This window comes from Paraliomyxa miuraensis (assembly GCF_026337845.1).
GTDB lineage: Bacteria > Myxococcota_A > Polyangia > Nannocystales > Nannocystaceae > Paraliomyxa > Paraliomyxa miuraensis.
In genome coordinates this window covers 64822-81062 of the sequence record NZ_JAOVZF010000163.1, presented here as the reverse complement: position 1 = coordinate 81062, position 16241 = coordinate 64822, and the positions used below count along the sequence as shown (strand labels likewise).

Sequence of the window (16241 nt, the reverse complement as noted above, 5' to 3'; positions counted from 1 at the left end):
CAAGGGGGGCTGACCGAAGGGAGACCCGAGCGATGACCGCCCGCATGGCCGTGTTCTTCTTCATCATGCCGGTCCTGTGGGTGGCGCTCCATGTCTACGTGGGGCGACGGCTCATCGTGGGCTCGGGCTTGCCGCGGCGCGGTCGCCTGATCGCGTGGGCGATGGTGGCGGTGATGGGGCTCCTGCCCCCGCTCACCTTCGTGGCCATGCGCGCGGGAGGGCCCGGAGGAGCGACCGCATGGTCCATGACCCAGTGGCTGGGCTACCTCGTGATGGGGCTGTCGAGCATCGTGCTCGTGATGCTGCTGACCGTCGATCTGCTGCGGGTCGGTCGCAAGCTGGTGCTGCGCCTGCGTCCGGCCAAGGAGCAGCCCGACCCCTCGCGTCGAGCCTTCCTGGGCCGCGCGGTCAACCTGGGCATCGTGGGCGGCGCGGGCTCGGTCACCGGGGTGGGTGTCGTACAGGCCCAGCAGCTCCCCGAGGTGGTCGAGGTCGAGGTCCCGATCGCGGGTCTACCCCCCGAGGCCGAGGGCTTCCGCATCGTGCAGATCTCCGATGTACACGTGGGTCCCACCATCCACGGCGACTTCCTGTCCGCGGTGGTCGATCGGATCAACGAGCTCGATGCCGACGTGGTGGCGGTGACCGGTGATCTCATCGATGGCTGGGTCGACGATCTCCGCGACGAGGTCGCCGCGCTCGGCCGCATCCGCGCCCGGCACGGGGCCTTCTTCGTGACCGGCAACCACGAGTACTACTGGGACGGCCCGGCATGGTGCGAGGAGGTCGCACGCCTGGGGCTCCACGTGCTCAACAACGAACACTGCATCATCGACCACGACGGCGCCCAGCTGCTGCTGGCCGGAGTCACCGACATCTCGGCCGGCGGCATGGTGCCTTCCCACGCCTCCGATCCGGCCGAGGCCTGCGCGGGGGCACCCGAGGGTTGTGCGGCCAAGATCCTCCTGGCCCACCAGCCCCGCAGCATCGATGCGGCGGCCAAGGCGGGGTACGACCTCCAGATCTCCGGGCATACCCACGGCGGGCAGTACTTCCCGATGAACCTGCTGGTGTACCTCGCGCAGCCCTATGTGGCGGGCCTGCATCGTCACGAGGACACGTGGATCTACGTGAGCCGCGGCACCGGGTACTGGGGGCCACCCGTGCGGGTGGGAGCACCGCACGAGATCACGCTGCTGCGGCTCAGGCGGGCGTAGCCAGTGGTCGAACTGGGCGCCGGCCGACCCCACACCGGAGGACGATCCCCACGGCGAATGGGTCGGCCGGCGCCGCCACCACCACCACCACGACTGAAGTTGGACCGCTCGAGAGCCAGTCCGACGTGGAGCATACGACCGGGTTTGGGATCACGCTCGCGCTCGCTTCATGCGCGGCGCGATTCGGCGGCTGTGGGCCGATTGGCGAGCGTCGAGGTCGGCGGTGGTCCACCCCGACCCCGGGCGCCGACCATCGTTCGCAGCGTGCGCGCGGGCGCTACGACTTGGATGGGTAGGCGCAGCGGAACCCGATGCCGTGATTGTGCGAGGACTCGTCCATCGAGTGGCGAAACGCGGGGTCGGCAAAGGTCGCCTTGAAGCTGTTGAACGCCCCCCCTCGGATCACGCGCGCGGTGCCCTCCTCGGGCCCCTTGGGGTTCTTCTGGAACTCGGTGCCGTAGTCGTAGAAATGGTCCGAGGTCCACTCGAACACGTTGCCCACCATGTCCTCCAGCCCACTCTGCGTGCGCCCCTTGGGGTAGCTGCCCACGGGCGCGGTCCCCGGGTAGCCGTCGTCGGCATCGAACATCATGCCGTAGTCGGTCAGCTCGTTCTCGTCGCGCCAGGTCTTGCAGCTCTTGTCGCAGGCATTGGAGCGCTCGGGATCGGGCGGCTCGTCGCCCCAGGGGTAGACCCGGCCGTCGGAGCCACGCGCGGCATACTCCCACTCGGCCTCGGTGGGGAGCCGGCCGCCCTTGTGGGTACAGTAGGCCACCGCCATCTCCCACGTGATGCAGTTGATGGGGTGGTTGAGTCGATCCGGCTGACCATCGTTGCACAGCGGGGTATGGACCTCGCGCTCGTGCTTCCAGGCGTCCTCGGGCGTGCTGCCCTGGGGCCACCAGGTCTCGCGAAAGGCGGGCTTGCAGTCGCCCGCGCCCACGCAGGTCTTGTACTCGGTGACCGTGATCTCGTGGACGTCCATGCACACGGGATCCACCTCGACCTGATGCGCGGGCCTCGCTCGCTTGAGCAGCGGATCCTCGGAATCCGAGCCCATGAAGAACTTGCCCCCCTCGACGTAGGCCGCGCCCTCGGGGCACGGGCTGGAGGGCTTGGGGTCGGTGGTCTTGGCGTCGGCCTTGGCGTCGGCGACCTTGGCATCCGCCTTGGCGTCGGCGGCCTTGGCGTCGGTGGCCTTGGCATCGGCCGCCTTGGCATCGGCCTTGGGAGGGTCCTCGCCCTTGTCACAAGCCGCGGACAGGGTCAGACAGATCGCGCCAAGGGCGCAGGTCCAGGAGGGGCGAAGCGGGACGAGCACGGGAGGCAATCTCGCACAGCGGCACCCCTTGGGGGTAGAGACCTGATCGTTGGGACCGGATCGTCTACGCCGGGCTCTCCCGGAGCAGCACGTGGCGGTCCACCTCGCGTCCGCTCACGGTGACGAAGCGCAGCTCGAGGCGCCCCGTGCTGGCCTCGATCACCATCGCTCCGTGCTCGCCGTTCCAGCGCACCGCGCTGCCGGGCAGCGTGTTCCGCAGCTGGTAGCGCTCGGGATTGCCGCCCAGACCGTTGACCACGTACACGATGCCGTCGATCGCGAGGCGCTCGTAGTGGTGGTCGTGGCCCGCGAGCACCAGATCGGCGCCCCACTGCGCGAACGGCCAGCGCAGCATCTCGCTCGAGCCGTGGTCGCCCGACGAGTACGGGGCGTGGTGCATGTACACCACCTTCCAGGCGCCGTGCGAGGCGGCCAGGCGCTCGCGTAGCCACTGGCCCTGCACGGAGTGCGGGTCGATGCCGTCGGGCTCCTCGCGATCGCTGTCGATCGCGAACAGGTGCACGGGTCCCCACACGTGCTCGTAGTAGCGCTCGTTGCCCGGGAGGGTGAAGTACTCGAGGTAGGGCCACGCGCCATGGGTACGCCAGTCGTGGTTGCCCAGCGCGGGGAAGAAGCGATTCTCGTCGGCCCCGTCTCCGTAGCGGCCCGCGTAGGGGTGGATGAACGCGTGGTAGTACTGCCCCACGTTGTCGTCGATCGTGTCGGCGCGTCCGTTGGGATAGTTGTTGTCGCCCAGGGTGATGATCATCTCCGGGGCCCAGCTCGCGACCAGCTCGGCCACCGCGGCTTCATCGGGCCCGGCCAGGCCGTAGTCGCCGATCACCGCAAAGCGCACCTGAGAGCCATCGTGCGAGACCGGGGAGCCCCGCATCGAAGACGGCGGAGGCGGGGTCCCACAGCCGGCGGCGAGCCCGATGAGCACGATCGGGAGCAGGCGGGCGAGCGCGGACATCGGTGGCTCCATCACATCGGGACCCACATCGGTGGGTCAGATGCCCCCGGCCAGCTCCTGATCGATGACTTCCTTGAACTTGTCGTAGGGCTGTGCGCCCGCGAACGAGCGACCATTGATGAAGAAGTTGGGGGTGCCGCGGGCATCGTTGTCGGTGCACACCTTCTGCTGCTCGCTCACCCGCAGCGCCGTGGAAGGATCGTCGAGATCGCGCTCGAACTGCGCGATGTCGAGGCCCAGCTTGCCGGCGATGGTGACGAAGTCGGCGCGGCTGCGCAGGCTGCGGTCCGCGATGAGCTCGTCGTGCATCTCCCAGAACTTGCCCTGGCGCTCGGCGGCCACCGCCGCCTTGGCCGCGGGCTCGGCTCCGGCATGGAACGCCAGCGGGTTGTGCAGCCAAAGGAGCGCCACCTTGCCCTCGTAGTCGGTCAGGACCCTGTCGAGGGTATCGGTGGCTCGCTTGCAGAACGGGCAATCGAGATCGCCACACTCGATGATCTCCACCCGAGCAAAGCCCGCGGTGCCGCGCCGGGGCAGGCCCGAGCTGTCGATGGCATGGCGCTTCTCGCCCACCGGGGTGCCCACCGTCGTGGGGATGCTCGGGGCCACCACCTCGGGCGCGAAGTGGCTGATCATGTCCTCGTAGAGCCGCTTGCGCGTGTTGCCGCGGCGATCGAGGAAGCGCTCGGCCCGGGCCTTCTCCTCGTCGACCAGCTCGCGGAAGGCGTGCAGCGGCTGTGCACCGACCAGGTAGCGCCCATTGACGAAGAAGCTGGGGGTCCCGGTGGCGCCGAACTTCTTGGCGACCTCCATGTCGGCCCTCACCTGGGCGGCGGTGACCGCATCGTGGAAGTCGCGATCGAAGGCCACGAGATCGAGCCCCAGCTCACCGGCCCATGTGCGGAAGTCGTCGTTGGACAGCAGGTGCTGGTTCTCGTAGAGCGCGTCGATCATCGGCCACTGCTTGCCCTGCTTGGCGGCCGCCAGCACGGCTCGAGCCGCGCTCTCGGCGTTGGGATGCATGGCCAGCGGGTTGTGGCGGAACACCAGCCGGACCTCGCGGTCCGCGGCCAGCAGCTCGTCGAGCGTGGGCAGCACCCGCTTGCAGTAGGGGCACTGCAGGTCGCCGAACATCACGATGGTGACCAGCGCATCGGCGGGCCCGCGAAACTCCGGGTCGGCGCCCACCGGCACGGCGTAGTTGACCTGGGCATCGGGGCGCCCGGTCGCCGTGCCAATCCCGGTACCAGTGGCGCTGGTGTTGGGCCAGATGTCGTCCACGTAGGGCACGGGCAGCGGATCGGGCTGCCCGAGGACCTCGACCGGGGTGATGCCACCATCGCCGCCGCCATCGTCGTTGGCCTCGGCGCGGGGCTGGTCGCACTTGCCGAGCGCGTCGAGCGACTTGGCGGCCAGCATGCACTCGATCTCGGGCTCGGTGGTGTCCTGCTCCAGGCACTTGTCGATCAGCCCGGAGCGCTGCTCGAACATCTGGTCGGCCAGGGGATCGGCGTTGATCTCGGCCTGCATCAGCTCGAAGACGTGATCGACCACCGCCTCGCAGCGCTCACGCCGGCGCTTGGCGGCGAGCTCCTGCACCATCTCGGCCCCGGCCACCTTCATCAGGCCCTGCACCAGGCCCGCCAGCGCATGCTCGTTGGAGGTGTGCAGGGTCCAGCGGATGACGAACGTGCGCCCGTCGAGCTCGCTGCGCATGGTCACGGCCTCGAGCGGCGACAGCACGGGGGACCAGCGGTCCATGTCCTCGACCTCGCGCTCGCTCAGGCGCGCGCGCACCTGCGAGAGCACCTCGCGAAGATCGACGAAGCCGGCCGCGAGCCCGCCCGGGGCCACCGCCTCCGCGATCGCAGGGATGCGAGCCTTGCTGCGGAACGGCTCGCCGCTGCCCTTGATGAGCTCGGCCACGTTCACGTTGCCCACTGCGGCCCAGACGGCGCCTTCGTGGATGAAGTAGGACAGCCGGGGGCGCTCGTCGACCACGTAGACGGTGGTGCCCTCGACCTGCTCGAGGCCCAGGCGCAGCTCGTCCTGCATCTTGCCGAAGAAGCGCTCGGCCGTGCGCTTGGCGGCTTCCTGATCCTTGACCCCGGCGTAGGCCAGCATGCCGAAGTCGTCGTCCTCGCGGCGGCTCGACTCGCCGTCCTCGCGGTCCTTGCGGGGCCCCGGGAGCTTGTGCAGCGTCCAGCCGACCTGGCCGTCGAGGTTGTCGATCAGGTCGGTGCGCAGGTCGAGGCCGGTCTCCTTGCGGAACTCGTCCTCGATGGTGCCGCCGATGCCCCAGGCAAGGGGACCGGCGCTCAGGGTCGACTTGATCTGATCGGGCGAGAACACGCCGTCGAGCTCGGCGAGCACGGGGGCGGGGATCCGATCGAGCAGCTCGCCCTTGCGACGCACGTCCTCGAACAGGGTGAGCGAGGCGAGATCCTCGCGCATGATCGTCTGCACCGACACGTGGAGGCGAGGGCCGTCGTCGGCCACGAGCAGGCCGAAGCCCTCGAGGTCGGCCAGCGCCATGCGCATGGCCATGACCTGCATCCCGTCGCCCGGCAGCGCCGCGCGTCCCGAACCTCCATCCACGTAGAGGCCCAGCAGCAGGTTGCCACGCTCGCTCTGGAGCTCCCCGAACCCGGGGCGATCGGCCAGCGTCTCGCCCTTCTTTTCTCCGGCCTGCACCTCGGCGATGCGCTGGGCATGACGAGCGACTTGCTCGGCGTTGCCGCCGGCCACGAAGATCACCCGCTGGCCGGGCAGCAGGGCCGCAACCGCGACCGGCTCGTCGAGCCAGAGCCCCGGCGTGTCGCCGAACGAGCGCTCGATCCACCGCAGGTCCTCGGGAGGCTCGGTACTCGAGTTGCTGGGGCTGCTCGGTCCCTTCATGAGCTTGGGGATGCGGCTGGCCAGCGACACGCGCAGCGCGTCTCGATCCCCCACGCCCGCCGAGATGGCGAACAGGCCCTCGCCATCGAGCAGACTCACCCCCAGGGGAGCATCGAGGTCCAGGCCCCACGCCTCGTAGTCGGCCGCGGTGAAGGGGTCGAAGCCGAGGGCCATGGTGGCCTCGTCACGAACCTCGGTTGGGATCTCCTGTCCGAGCAGGTCGAGCGCCTCGCGGGGAGACGACATCGCCAGCACGCCCACCGTGTCCTGCGGCATCTCGCGTGCGAGCTGGCGCAGGAACGCCTGGTTGCGGCCGGCGACCATGGCGTAGATGCCGACCACCAGGCCGACCACGCCGGCGGTGACGAGGGTGCCGAGCAGGATCCGCTTGATGAGGCGGCCCCGCGCCGCCCGGTCGACGGGCGCCTTGTGCTTGGCCGACTTGGGGCGCGCATCACCGAGCTTGATGACCGCGTTGGCAACCGGCGCCAGCGGGGCCGACGAGGCCGCGGGCACCGGATGCGGCACCCCGGCCTCGGTGGGGGGAGCCGAGGGCGGATGCGGATGGTAGGGCTCGGCCGGGATCGGCGTCGGGGGCAGGTAGGATTCGGCCGCGACGGGGGCACCCGTGCCGGGTTCGGTCGAGGTCGAGGACTGCACCACGAACGGCGAGGCGTCCGGTGGTGTGCCCGGGGCGGTGGACGACGACGGCACGACCGTCGACGGCACGGCGCCAGGACCGGTGGGCGGCGGTACGGGACCGACGAGCGTGTGATCCTCGGCCAGCGCGGGATCCCTGGTCGGCCCGGTGGGGGACGTGGGGGTGGCCGAGGGAGGAGCGAACGGTGGCGCGAGTGGATGACGTGCGATCGTCTTGGCGGCCTCCGAGGCCGAGGCCAGCGGCAAGGTGGCCGAGGACTCGTCGACGGTGCCGCCCACGGTGCGACGACCGGACGCGGTTCCCCCCGCCACCGGGGCGCCCTCGGCCTCGATCTCCACCAGGGTGATGTCGGTCGTGCCGCAGCGAAAGCTCTGCCCACGGTAGAGGGCGAACTGCGGCAGGCGCTGGCCCTCGCGCCAGGTGCCGTTGCGGCTGCCGAGGTCTCGAATGATGACCGCCCCCTTGGTGAACTCGATCTCGGCGTGCAGCGCCGAAGCTTCGGGATCGTGAAGGAGGATGTCGCCGGACTCACGCCCCACCATCGTGCGCCCGGGACCGAGGGTCACGGTCTCGGGCTCGCGATCGGGGAAGCGGAGCTGGAGGGTGATCTTGGGTGACAGCGCGCTCGCTCCGGTGAGGTGGCCTACGAAAAAGGAGTGTCCGAGTATTCCAGCGGGGCGAGCCCTGCGCAAGCGCGCAGGGGGTCGCGCCAGAACCGCGATGCGAGTCCGCAACGAGTCCCGCAAACGAGTCCCGAGCCGGTCCTCCAACGTGCCACGGTCGTTTCTCGGTTCATGCCACGTCGTGCGCTCGACCGCACTCGGTCGCGCTCGGGCGGTGCCAGGCGGGGTCCCTTGTCAGGACATGGCGCGATTGACTTAGTCTCGCGCGGGTCGGTCCTCGATCGCCGTGGTCGAGGACGAGTGGCGGGCGGCACCGCTCGTCGGCCCCAGCGAATCCCAGGAGTCCCGATGCTCGAGGTCGTCGGATTGAGCAAGTCCTTTCCCCTGGCCAAGCCGCGCCGCCGCGGCCCTCCACCGGGTCCGCCCGATCCGCGCGAGGACGGACGCCTGTTCCACGCCATTCGCGACATCGAATTCACGGTACCCAGCGGCGCGATCGTCGGTCTGCTGGGACCCAACGGTGCAGGCAAGACCACGCTCTTGCGGGTGCTGTCCACCGCGCTGCGGCCGAGCACCGGCACCGCGTCGTTCGATGGCATCGACATCGTGCGCGACCCGCTGGCCGTGCGCCGCACGCTGGGGTTCCTCTCGGGCAATACCGGGCTCTACGGGCGCCTCACCCCGCGCGAGCTGCTGGCCTACTTCGGCGGCCTGCACGGCCTTCGCGGCGAGGCCCTGACCCGGCGCATCGAAGAGCTCTCGGGCCTGATGCGCATGGGCGACTACCTCGATCGTCGCAACGACACGCTCTCGGCCGGCATGAAGCAGAAGGTCTCCATCGCGCGCACGCTGATGCACGACCCGTCGATCGTGGTGTTCGACGAGCCCACCACCGGACTCGACGTGGCCGCCGCCGAGACCATCCTGCGCCTGGTCCAGCGTTGTCGCGACCAGGGCAAGACCGTGCTCCTGTCCACGCACCACATGCACGAGGTCGCGCGAGTCTGCGATCGAGTGGTGGTGATCCATCAGGGGCGCATGTGCTTCTCCGGCACGGTCGATCAGATGCGCGAGCACGGCGGCGATCGGGCGCTCGATCGCGCGCTGCTCTCCATCATCGGACTCGACGCGGAAGGGGAGGCCACCCGTGCGTAGCAGCATCGCCACCGTGTTTCGCAAGGAGCTGCTCGAGGTCGCGCGCGATCGAAGGACGCTGTTCTTCATGATCGCGATGCCGCTGTTGCTCATCCCCCTGCTGATCCAGATCACCACCGACTTCATGAAGGAAGCCGAGGAGGAAGCTGCTTCGGCCATGCTCGACTATGCGATCTTCGGAGACGAGCACCTGCCCGAGGTGGCGCACGCCTTCGCGTCCACCCCCAAATTCGCCTCGGTACCGCTGGCCGACCCCTCCGAGATCCCGGCCGCAATTGCGGACGGGCGCCTGGATCTCGCGCTGGTGATCGTGCCCGTGGCGTCGTCGGGCGACGCGGTCGGCGGGTCCGTCCAGTACCCAGTCCAATACTTGGTCGAGCTGCACTACAACAACGCCCCGCTCAGCTCCAAGGTCAAGCCAAGGACCAAGAAGGTGCTCGATGCCCTCGGGGCCGAGCTGCGTCGCGATCGCCTGGAGAAGCAGGGCATCACCGAAGTCGCAGTGCAGCAGGCGGTCATCGAGCCGGTGGTGATGGTCGAGAAGGGCACCGCCCCCATGCGCGAGGTCCTCGGCGAGCGGCTCGGCGGCATGCTGCCCTACATGTTCATCATCTTCTGCTTCCTGGGGGCGATGTATCCCGCCATCGACCTCGCGGCCGGCGAGAAGGAGCGAGGGACGCTGGAGACCCTGCTGCTGGTGCCGATTCCCCGCCACCACGTGGTGCTCGGCAAGTTCCTCGTGGTCTTCACGGCCGGCGTCGTCGCGGCCGTGCTGACCCTGGTGGGCCTCGGCGGCTGGCTCGCGCTGCAGGGCAGCGAACTCGGCGGCGATCTCGGCGCCGTGCTGAGCGCGATCGGACTCACGGATCTGGTGCTGATCGCGGCCATGCTGATCCCCACGGCGGCGATCTTTGCCTCGCTCCTGCTCGGGATCAGCATCTATGCCAAGAGCTTCAAGGAAGCACAGTCGTACATCGCCCCGCTCAACATGTTGGTGATCCTGCCCGCGTTCCTGGCCATGCTGCCCGGGGTGGAGCTGGACTGGAAGACTGCATCGATCCCGATCACCAATGTCTCACTCGCGATCAAGGAGCTGATCAAGGGAACGATGGACTACTCGATGCTGGTGGTGATCCTGGGGAGCAGCGCGGTGCTCGCCGGAGCGCTGCTGTGGGCCTCGACGTGGTGGTTCGGGCGAGAAGAGGTGCTGTTCCGACAGTAGGCGTCCGGCGGGCAGTGGGCGTCCGGCGGGCAGTAGGCGTCCGGCGGGCCCGCTGGCTCACGAGCCCTCGCGGTCGGGTGGCGGCAGGTTGATCTCGTGCAGGCCGCACTCCTTCTTGTCGAGTGCCTCCCACCACCATCGACCCTCGCGCTCGTGCTGACCCGGGAGGATTGCACGGGTACATGGCTCGCAGCCGATGCTCACGAACCCGCGATCGTGCAGGGCATTGTAGGGGGCGCCGAATGCTCGGATCGCATCCCATACATCGATGCTGGTGCGGCCGGCCAGCGGGTTCCACTTGAGCACGGGCTGGCCGTCGATGCCGAGGTGGGCCTCGTCGACCTCCACGACCGCGAGTCGAGATCGGGTGCCAGGGCTCTGATCGCGGCGTTGTCCCGTAATCCAGCCGCGCACGCCGGCGAGCTCCCGTCGAAGGGGCTCGACCTTCCGAATGCGACAACACTCCAGGTGCCCGTCTTCGAAGAAGGAGAACATGCCCTTGCGTCGCACGAGATCCTCGACTGCATCGGACGAAGGGAAGCGTGCCTCGACTCGAATGCCGTAGTGAGACTCGACGCGTGCGATGAACCGATATGTCTCTGGATGAAGGCGACCGGTGTCCAAGCAGAACACCGGACAGGATCGTCCGATCTGGTGTAGCAACTCGATGAGCAGGACGTCCTCTGCCCCGGAGAATGCCAGCCGTACCTGGTCGCCGTGCTCGCGGAGGGCCGCCTCGAGGATCTCGGCGGGTAGCGCATCCTCGAGGTCTTCGGACAGGGAGTGGGCTCGCTGGTGGAGCTCGGTCATCGGCCGCAGCATGGTAGACGAGATGGGTGGTCTCGCAAGTCGTGGGAGTAATGTCGCTTGCAGGATTGGCCGTCGAGAGCCGAACCGGTGCATGCTCGGGTCCAAGGCTCGACATGACCGGATGTCGGGTCAATGCCCGGAGCAGGCGAGCAATGAGCCATCGTCGTGGTTTGGGGCCGGAAGGGGGAGATCTCCTCACGGCCGAGGGAGTCCCGAGGGAGTCCCGAGGCTCGACGCAGGCATTCCCCGAAAGTGGGCAGGGGGTGGGCGTGACATGATGTCAACCTGCCAGGTCTCTCACATCTCACATGGCCGTCGCATGGGGTCGATGCAAGCTCGAATTGCCGAGCGAACGTGTAATGCGGCGGTCCAGACGCGAGTTTCGTGGAAATCGTGGGACTGGCTGAATGACGGATCCAGCGTCATGTCGTGGATCCAAAGCGGTTTTCGGTACCCAATCGATGGCTTCCCCTTGCGTCGTACACATACACATGATAATCGCCAGTTGCGCGCGTCGCGTTTGACACTGGCTGATGCGCGTTGCATCGTTCAGCAACCTCAAAAGGGATCGGAAGAGAATGTCGGCATTGGAAGAACTCGTTGGGAACATGACCGTCGCCCAGCTCGCCGAAGCGGCCGGGATGGACATCGACGCCGTGGTGAGCCTCGTACTCGGCAGCAAGGGCGCCCCCAAGGCGGTGCCTGCGGCCAAGGGGAGGCCCGGTCGCAAGCCCGGGCGCCGTGCTGCGGCACCCGAGGCGGCTCCGGCGGCGGCGGTGGCGGCTCCGGCTCCGGCTTCCAGCGACGATGGTCACAACACTCGCACCCGCGCAGGTCGTGACGAGCTCGATTCGGCGATCCTCGATTTCCTCAAGAGCCAGGCCGAGCCGGTTCGTGCACTCGACATCCGCAAGGGCATTGGTGGCACTGCGGCTCAGATCCGCACCCGGCTCAACGTCCTCATCGAGAAGGGCAAGGTCACCTACAAGGGCCGAGCCAGCGGGACTCGCTATCGCGCGAAGTGATCGTCGAAGCAGAGCACCACGGAGAGCGTGTCTCACCGTGGCATCTGTGAGCATGCGGGCTCGTGGCGGGCAACCACCACGAGCCCGATGTCTTCGAACGAGGAGAGGAACGCACATGGTGAAGGTCGTCGACTTGGAGATCGAGGGAGACTCGATCGAGGGCATCGAGGGGGGCTTCTTGGCCGTGCGGCGGCTTCGCCTACGGAACGTGCGCGATGACGGCTCGCGGTCGCGCTCGTACGTGTGTGACTTCCTGGTGCGACCCAAGGGCATCGATGCGGTGGTGGTTGCCGTGTATCACCGCGAGGGCGAGCGGGTGCGCGTGCTGCTGCGCGAGGGCCTGCGTCCCGTGCTGGCCAAGGGGCGCGCTCCAGATGCGCTGCCAATCCCCGATGCACGCACGTATCTGCACTTCACGGAGGTTCCCGCCGGCATCGTGGAGGTCGATGATCGCGGAGAGCAGGGGGTGCTCGGGCGTGCGGCGATCGAGGTCGAAGAAGAGACCGGCTTCCACGTGTCGGCGGACGACGTGCGAATGCTGGGAGCGGGGTCGTTTCCCAGCCCGGGATCGATGCCCGAGAAATTCTGGCTCACCGCCGTGGAGGTGAAGGAGCCAGGCCAGCAGCGCAAGGCCGAGGGCGATGGTTCGCCCATGGAAGAGGGCTCGACCACGCGCTGGATGGAGCTCGACGAAGCCCTCCATGCATGCATGGAGGGTCTCATCGAGGATGCAAAGACCGAGCTGGCCCTTCGGCGCCTTCGTGATCGACTCGCGTCGGAGGGCCCAGGCCCGGGTTAGCCACCCGCGGGGGTCGGGGCTCCGGCGACGCCGACGTCGACCGTGAAGATCCGGCCCGGCAGGCCCACGAGGAACAGCGTGGTCTCGTAGGCCTCCCAGCCCGGACCCTGGGCAAAGACGACATTGGCCACGCCGTCGGGGAAGCTGGGCACGAGCAGCTGCGGCGCGCCGACGGGATCACCGGCGGCGTCGAGGAACAGGCGATAGAGCGAGCCAGGGGCGCCCTGGTTCTGATCCACGATGTAGAGGTTGCCGCAGGCGTCCATCGCCACGCCGTCGAGACCCACCTGGTCGCCACCGCCTTCGGAGGGGATGGTGGCGATCGTCAACGGGGCGCCGGGGTTGGCGAGATCGGTGACGTCGACCCGCTGCACGATTCCGGGCCCGTAGCCCACGTAGTAGACGTAGTTGCGATCGGGATCGTAGATGATCCCGTTGGCCTCTGGTGCCTCGTCGCCGCCCAGACCCAGCTCGGTGAGCATCGTGCCGGTCGAGTCGATGTAGGCCGCGAGCTGGCCGGTGTAGTCGGTGAAGAAGATGTTGCCATCGAGCGCGGCGTAGACTCCGTTGCCGATGCCCAGTCCCGACCGCAAGGTGGTGACGGTGCCGTCGGAGGCGATCTGCAGCAGCTCACCGGTGAAGTAGGTGGCCGTGACGATGGTGTCGAACGTGGTCCAGCGAAGGCCCAGAGTCTCGGGCAACATCATGCTGGTCGCGATGGGGGTGACGGTTCCAGCCGGACTCACCTGCACCAGATCCGGACCATTGCGCACCACCAGCGCGCCCGTGGACGTGAAGGTCATGTCCTCCGAGTTGCCATCGAACGGGCTGCCGTCGAACAGGAACTCGTCGACCATGAAGGGCGGCATGGGCAGGTCGTCACAGTCGACGGAGCCGCCGGTCGAGCCTCCGTCGCTGCTGTCGCTGCTGGAGGTGTCGCTGGTCGAGGAGCTGGTGCCGTCGCTGGTCGTCGGGTTGGTGGTCGAGGTCGTGTCGGGTGGCTCGATGGTGGTGCCGACGCTCGAGTCGGTGGTGGAACCCGTGGCGGAGTCGGTGGAGGGTCCCGCGCTGGTGCCCGTGTCGCCGGTGTCGGGCACGGAGGGGTCGAGGCGGTCGAGCAGGGTGTAGAAGAGGCTCAGCTGGTCATCGGTGGCGGTGACGATCTGCTGGGCGGGATCGAGGCGCACCACCGGCAGGGGGCGCCAGCGGCCGACACCGTCGGCGAACTCCTGGGGATCGACGTGGCCGACCGCGGTCGTGCGGGTGTCGTCGGGCAGCGGGTAGCGATAGGTGACGGTGGCGGGGATGGCGAGTGCGACGTTGGGGCGGACCAGGAAGGCGGGACCGTAGGCATCGGGGGCCTCGATGGAGCGCTCGATGGTGAGCTCGATGGTCTCCTCGAGCGCTCCGGGCTGGATGGCGACGGTGAGGATGCTGTCGACGGAGCTCAGCAGGCCGCCCTGGGGGCCGATCTCCCCGCGGGCAACGTCGGGATCGGAGGCATCGCGACACGCACCGACCTCCAGGGCCAACGCGCATGCACCGACGGTCAGAGCCAGCGTACGGGACCGCACGTCGCGACGTTAGCATGATGGGCATCGGGCGGCGAAGGGGCGAGGTGGCAGGCTGGAAGTCGCGCATCGGACGGCCGCCATCGGGCCTGCCGCGACCGGCGCGATGGTGCTAGCGTGGGTTGGTGAGCCGGCTTCGTGAGAGGTGGTCGATGGCGCTCTTGCTGCCGCTATCGTGGGTGGGCCCGGCTGCATGCGGCGACGATGGGCCGGCCGACGTGGTGCGCAAGACCATCGGGCCCCAGGGGGGTCTATTGTCCTCGCACGACGAGGTGCTGACGATCGTGCTGCAGCCCGGGGCGCTGTCGAGCGAGGTGGAGATCGAGGTGTTCCCGAGCGACGAGCCGCCGCCGATCTTCGGCCCGGCCTATCGGGTGCGACCCCACGTCGAGCTGATGGTGGACGCCGAGATCACCTATCGGCGCGTGCTGCCGAGCAACGCCAACGCGGCCGTGGTGGCGGCGATTCGGTGGGACGACTACACGAGCGAGATGGGCTACTGGCAGCCGCTTCCGCGCCTGGCGGTGCGGCCCGAGCAGCAGGTGGTGATCGGCAGCGACGGCGAGCTGTCGCTCTACTACGGGCTGCTGGAGGACTCCGACGCGCCGCCGCTGCCCGAGGACGAGACCACCACCGATTCGCCGCCCGATGACGATGGGACCACGAGCACGGGGCCCATGCCGGGCAGCACCGACGAGGGCAGCACGACGGCCGCGGTCGATCCCACCACTTCGGGGAGCACCAGCGGCCCGGGAACCATGTCGGTGAGCAGCAGCGATGGCCCGGGATCGACCAGCTCCGGGATGGACACCGGCATGGGCACGAGCTCGGACGACGGCATGGGCATGCCGATGTGTGCCGACGGCGTGCCGCAGGCCGGAGAGCTGTGCCTGACGGTGGGGGCCGACTACGCGGCGGGGCTCGATCCCTCGGCGGTGGGGCTGGCCGACTTCAATGGCGATGGAGCGCTCGATGTGGCGACCCTCGATCTCGGCGCGCTCGAGGTGGGCCTGCTGTTCGGCAACGGCGACGGCACGCTGGGGCCGCCGGGGATGGGCACGGCGGTGGGGGGCGTTCCGGTGGGGCTGCAGGTGGGCGACTTCACGGGTGAGGGCCTGGTCGACGTGGCACTCATCGATGCTGCGGCCGGCACCGTGCTGGTGCTCGCGGGCAACGGGGCCGGGGTCCTGGCTGCACCCGCGGCCACGGCCGCGGGCATGGGACCGGTCGATCTCGCCCGTGGCGACTTCGACGGCAACGCGGCGCTCGATCTCACGGTGCTCGATGCAACGGGGGGTGTGGTCCAGATCCTGCTGGGTGGCGCGGGCGGGTTGACCGCTGGGCTCAGCGCTCCGGTGGGGATGGGCTACGAGGCGTGCGTGGCCAACGGGAGCTTCAACCCCGGTGGTGATGCGTTCATCGATCTCGTCGCGGTGGGCACGATGGGCTACCACGCATGGGCCAACGACGGCACGGGCCAGGGCTCCCTGGGCAACATCGCGGGGGCCTTTGGCGCCGGTGGTACGTTCGTCGACGTCGAGGCGGGTGACATCGACGGCGACGGCAACGACGACGTGGCGGCCATCGACGTCGCCGGCGATGCATTGGTGGTGGGGTTGTCCACCGGCGGGGTCGCCAACTTCGTGTTCGGGGGGCCGGTGGCGGTGGGGACCGATCCCTCCGATCTGGTGCTGGCCGATCTCGACGGCGACGGCGATCTCGACGCGGTGGTGAGCAATGCGACGAGCAACGACGTGATGGTGCTGGCCTGGAACGCGGGGGCCTACGGAGTGGCCTTCACCTTTCCCACCGGCATGGCACCGAGCGGAGTGGCGGTGGGGCAGCTCGACGGCGATGGCGTGCCGGACCTCGTGATCGCCAATGCGGGCAGCGACACGGTGACGGTGGTGTTGTCGGATCCCTGAGGGACTCGAGCGCTCCCGAGGCCGACGCGGGATGATCGTGG

At 68.8% G+C, this 16241-nt stretch carries 11 protein-coding genes; 6 read left to right on the top strand and 5 right to left on the bottom strand.

Annotated elements, in window-relative coordinates:
• Positions 1–32: 32 nt before the first annotated feature.
• Positions 33–1217, top strand: coding sequence for a metallophosphoesterase (locus OEB96_RS40530; protein WP_266222294.1), 1185 nt, complete (start codon positions 33–35; stop codon positions 1215–1217).
• A 277-nt stretch (positions 1218–1494) separates the two neighbouring features.
• Here OEB96_RS40530 and OEB96_RS40525 read toward each other — a convergent pair whose 3' ends face one another.
• From OEB96_RS40525 to OEB96_RS40515, 3 genes are all read right to left on the bottom strand, one after another.
• A complete protein-coding gene (locus OEB96_RS40525; protein ID WP_266222293.1) occupies positions 1495–2538 on the bottom strand; it encodes a formylglycine-generating enzyme family protein in 1044 nt (347 codons plus the stop codon).
• Positions 2539–2602: 64 nt separating this feature from the next.
• Positions 2603–3511 carry a metallophosphoesterase family protein gene (locus OEB96_RS40520; protein ID WP_266222292.1) on the bottom strand — a complete coding sequence of 303 codons (909 nt, stop codon included), beginning with the start codon at positions 3509–3511 and terminating at the stop codon, positions 2603–2605.
• A gap of 36 nt (positions 3512–3547) precedes the next feature.
• On the bottom strand, positions 3548–7636 hold the full coding sequence (locus OEB96_RS40515) for a DsbA family protein (RefSeq protein ID WP_266222291.1): 4089 nt from the start codon (positions 7634–7636) through the stop codon (positions 3548–3550).
• A gap of 405 nt (positions 7637–8041) precedes the next feature.
• On the opposite strand from OEB96_RS40515, the gene OEB96_RS40510 reads away from it, so the two are divergent.
• Positions 8042–8848, top strand: coding sequence for an ABC transporter ATP-binding protein (locus OEB96_RS40510; protein WP_266222290.1), 807 nt, complete (start codon positions 8042–8044; stop codon positions 8846–8848).
• A complete protein-coding gene (locus tag OEB96_RS40505) occupies positions 8841–10070 on the top strand; it encodes an ABC transporter permease subunit (protein WP_266222289.1) in 1230 nt (409 codons plus the stop codon). Before OEB96_RS40510 ends, OEB96_RS40505 begins: the two co-directional genes overlap by 8 nt.
• 57 nt (positions 10071–10127) lie before the next feature.
• Here OEB96_RS40505 and OEB96_RS40500 read toward each other — a convergent pair whose 3' ends face one another.
• Positions 10128–10880, bottom strand: coding sequence for a phosphoadenylyl-sulfate reductase (locus OEB96_RS40500; RefSeq protein ID WP_266222288.1), 753 nt, complete (start codon positions 10878–10880; stop codon positions 10128–10130).
• Between the two features lie 608 nt (positions 10881–11488).
• Here OEB96_RS40500 and OEB96_RS40495 point away from each other — a divergent pair.
• Positions 11489–11905: a hypothetical protein gene (locus OEB96_RS40495; protein ID WP_266222287.1), complete on the top strand. Its 417-nt coding sequence runs from the start codon at positions 11489–11491 to the stop codon at positions 11903–11905.
• A gap of 115 nt (positions 11906–12020) precedes the next feature.
• A complete protein-coding gene (locus OEB96_RS40490) occupies positions 12021–12704 on the top strand; it encodes an NUDIX domain-containing protein (RefSeq protein ID WP_266222286.1) in 684 nt (227 codons plus the stop codon).
• Here OEB96_RS40490 and OEB96_RS40485 read toward each other — a convergent pair.
• Positions 12701–14278: an SMP-30/gluconolactonase/LRE family protein gene (locus OEB96_RS40485; RefSeq protein WP_266222285.1), complete on the bottom strand. Its 1578-nt coding sequence runs from the start codon at positions 14276–14278 to the stop codon at positions 12701–12703. The two genes, OEB96_RS40490 and OEB96_RS40485, sit on opposite strands and share 4 nt — an antisense overlap.
• Before the next feature lie 122 nt (positions 14279–14400).
• Here OEB96_RS40485 and OEB96_RS40480 point away from each other — a divergent pair, with 122 nt between their 5' ends.
• Positions 14401–16200, top strand: a complete 1800-nt coding sequence (locus tag OEB96_RS40480; protein ID WP_266222284.1) for an FG-GAP repeat domain-containing protein — start codon at positions 14401–14403, stop codon at positions 16198–16200.
• The last annotated feature ends 41 nt before the right edge of the window (positions 16201–16241 follow it).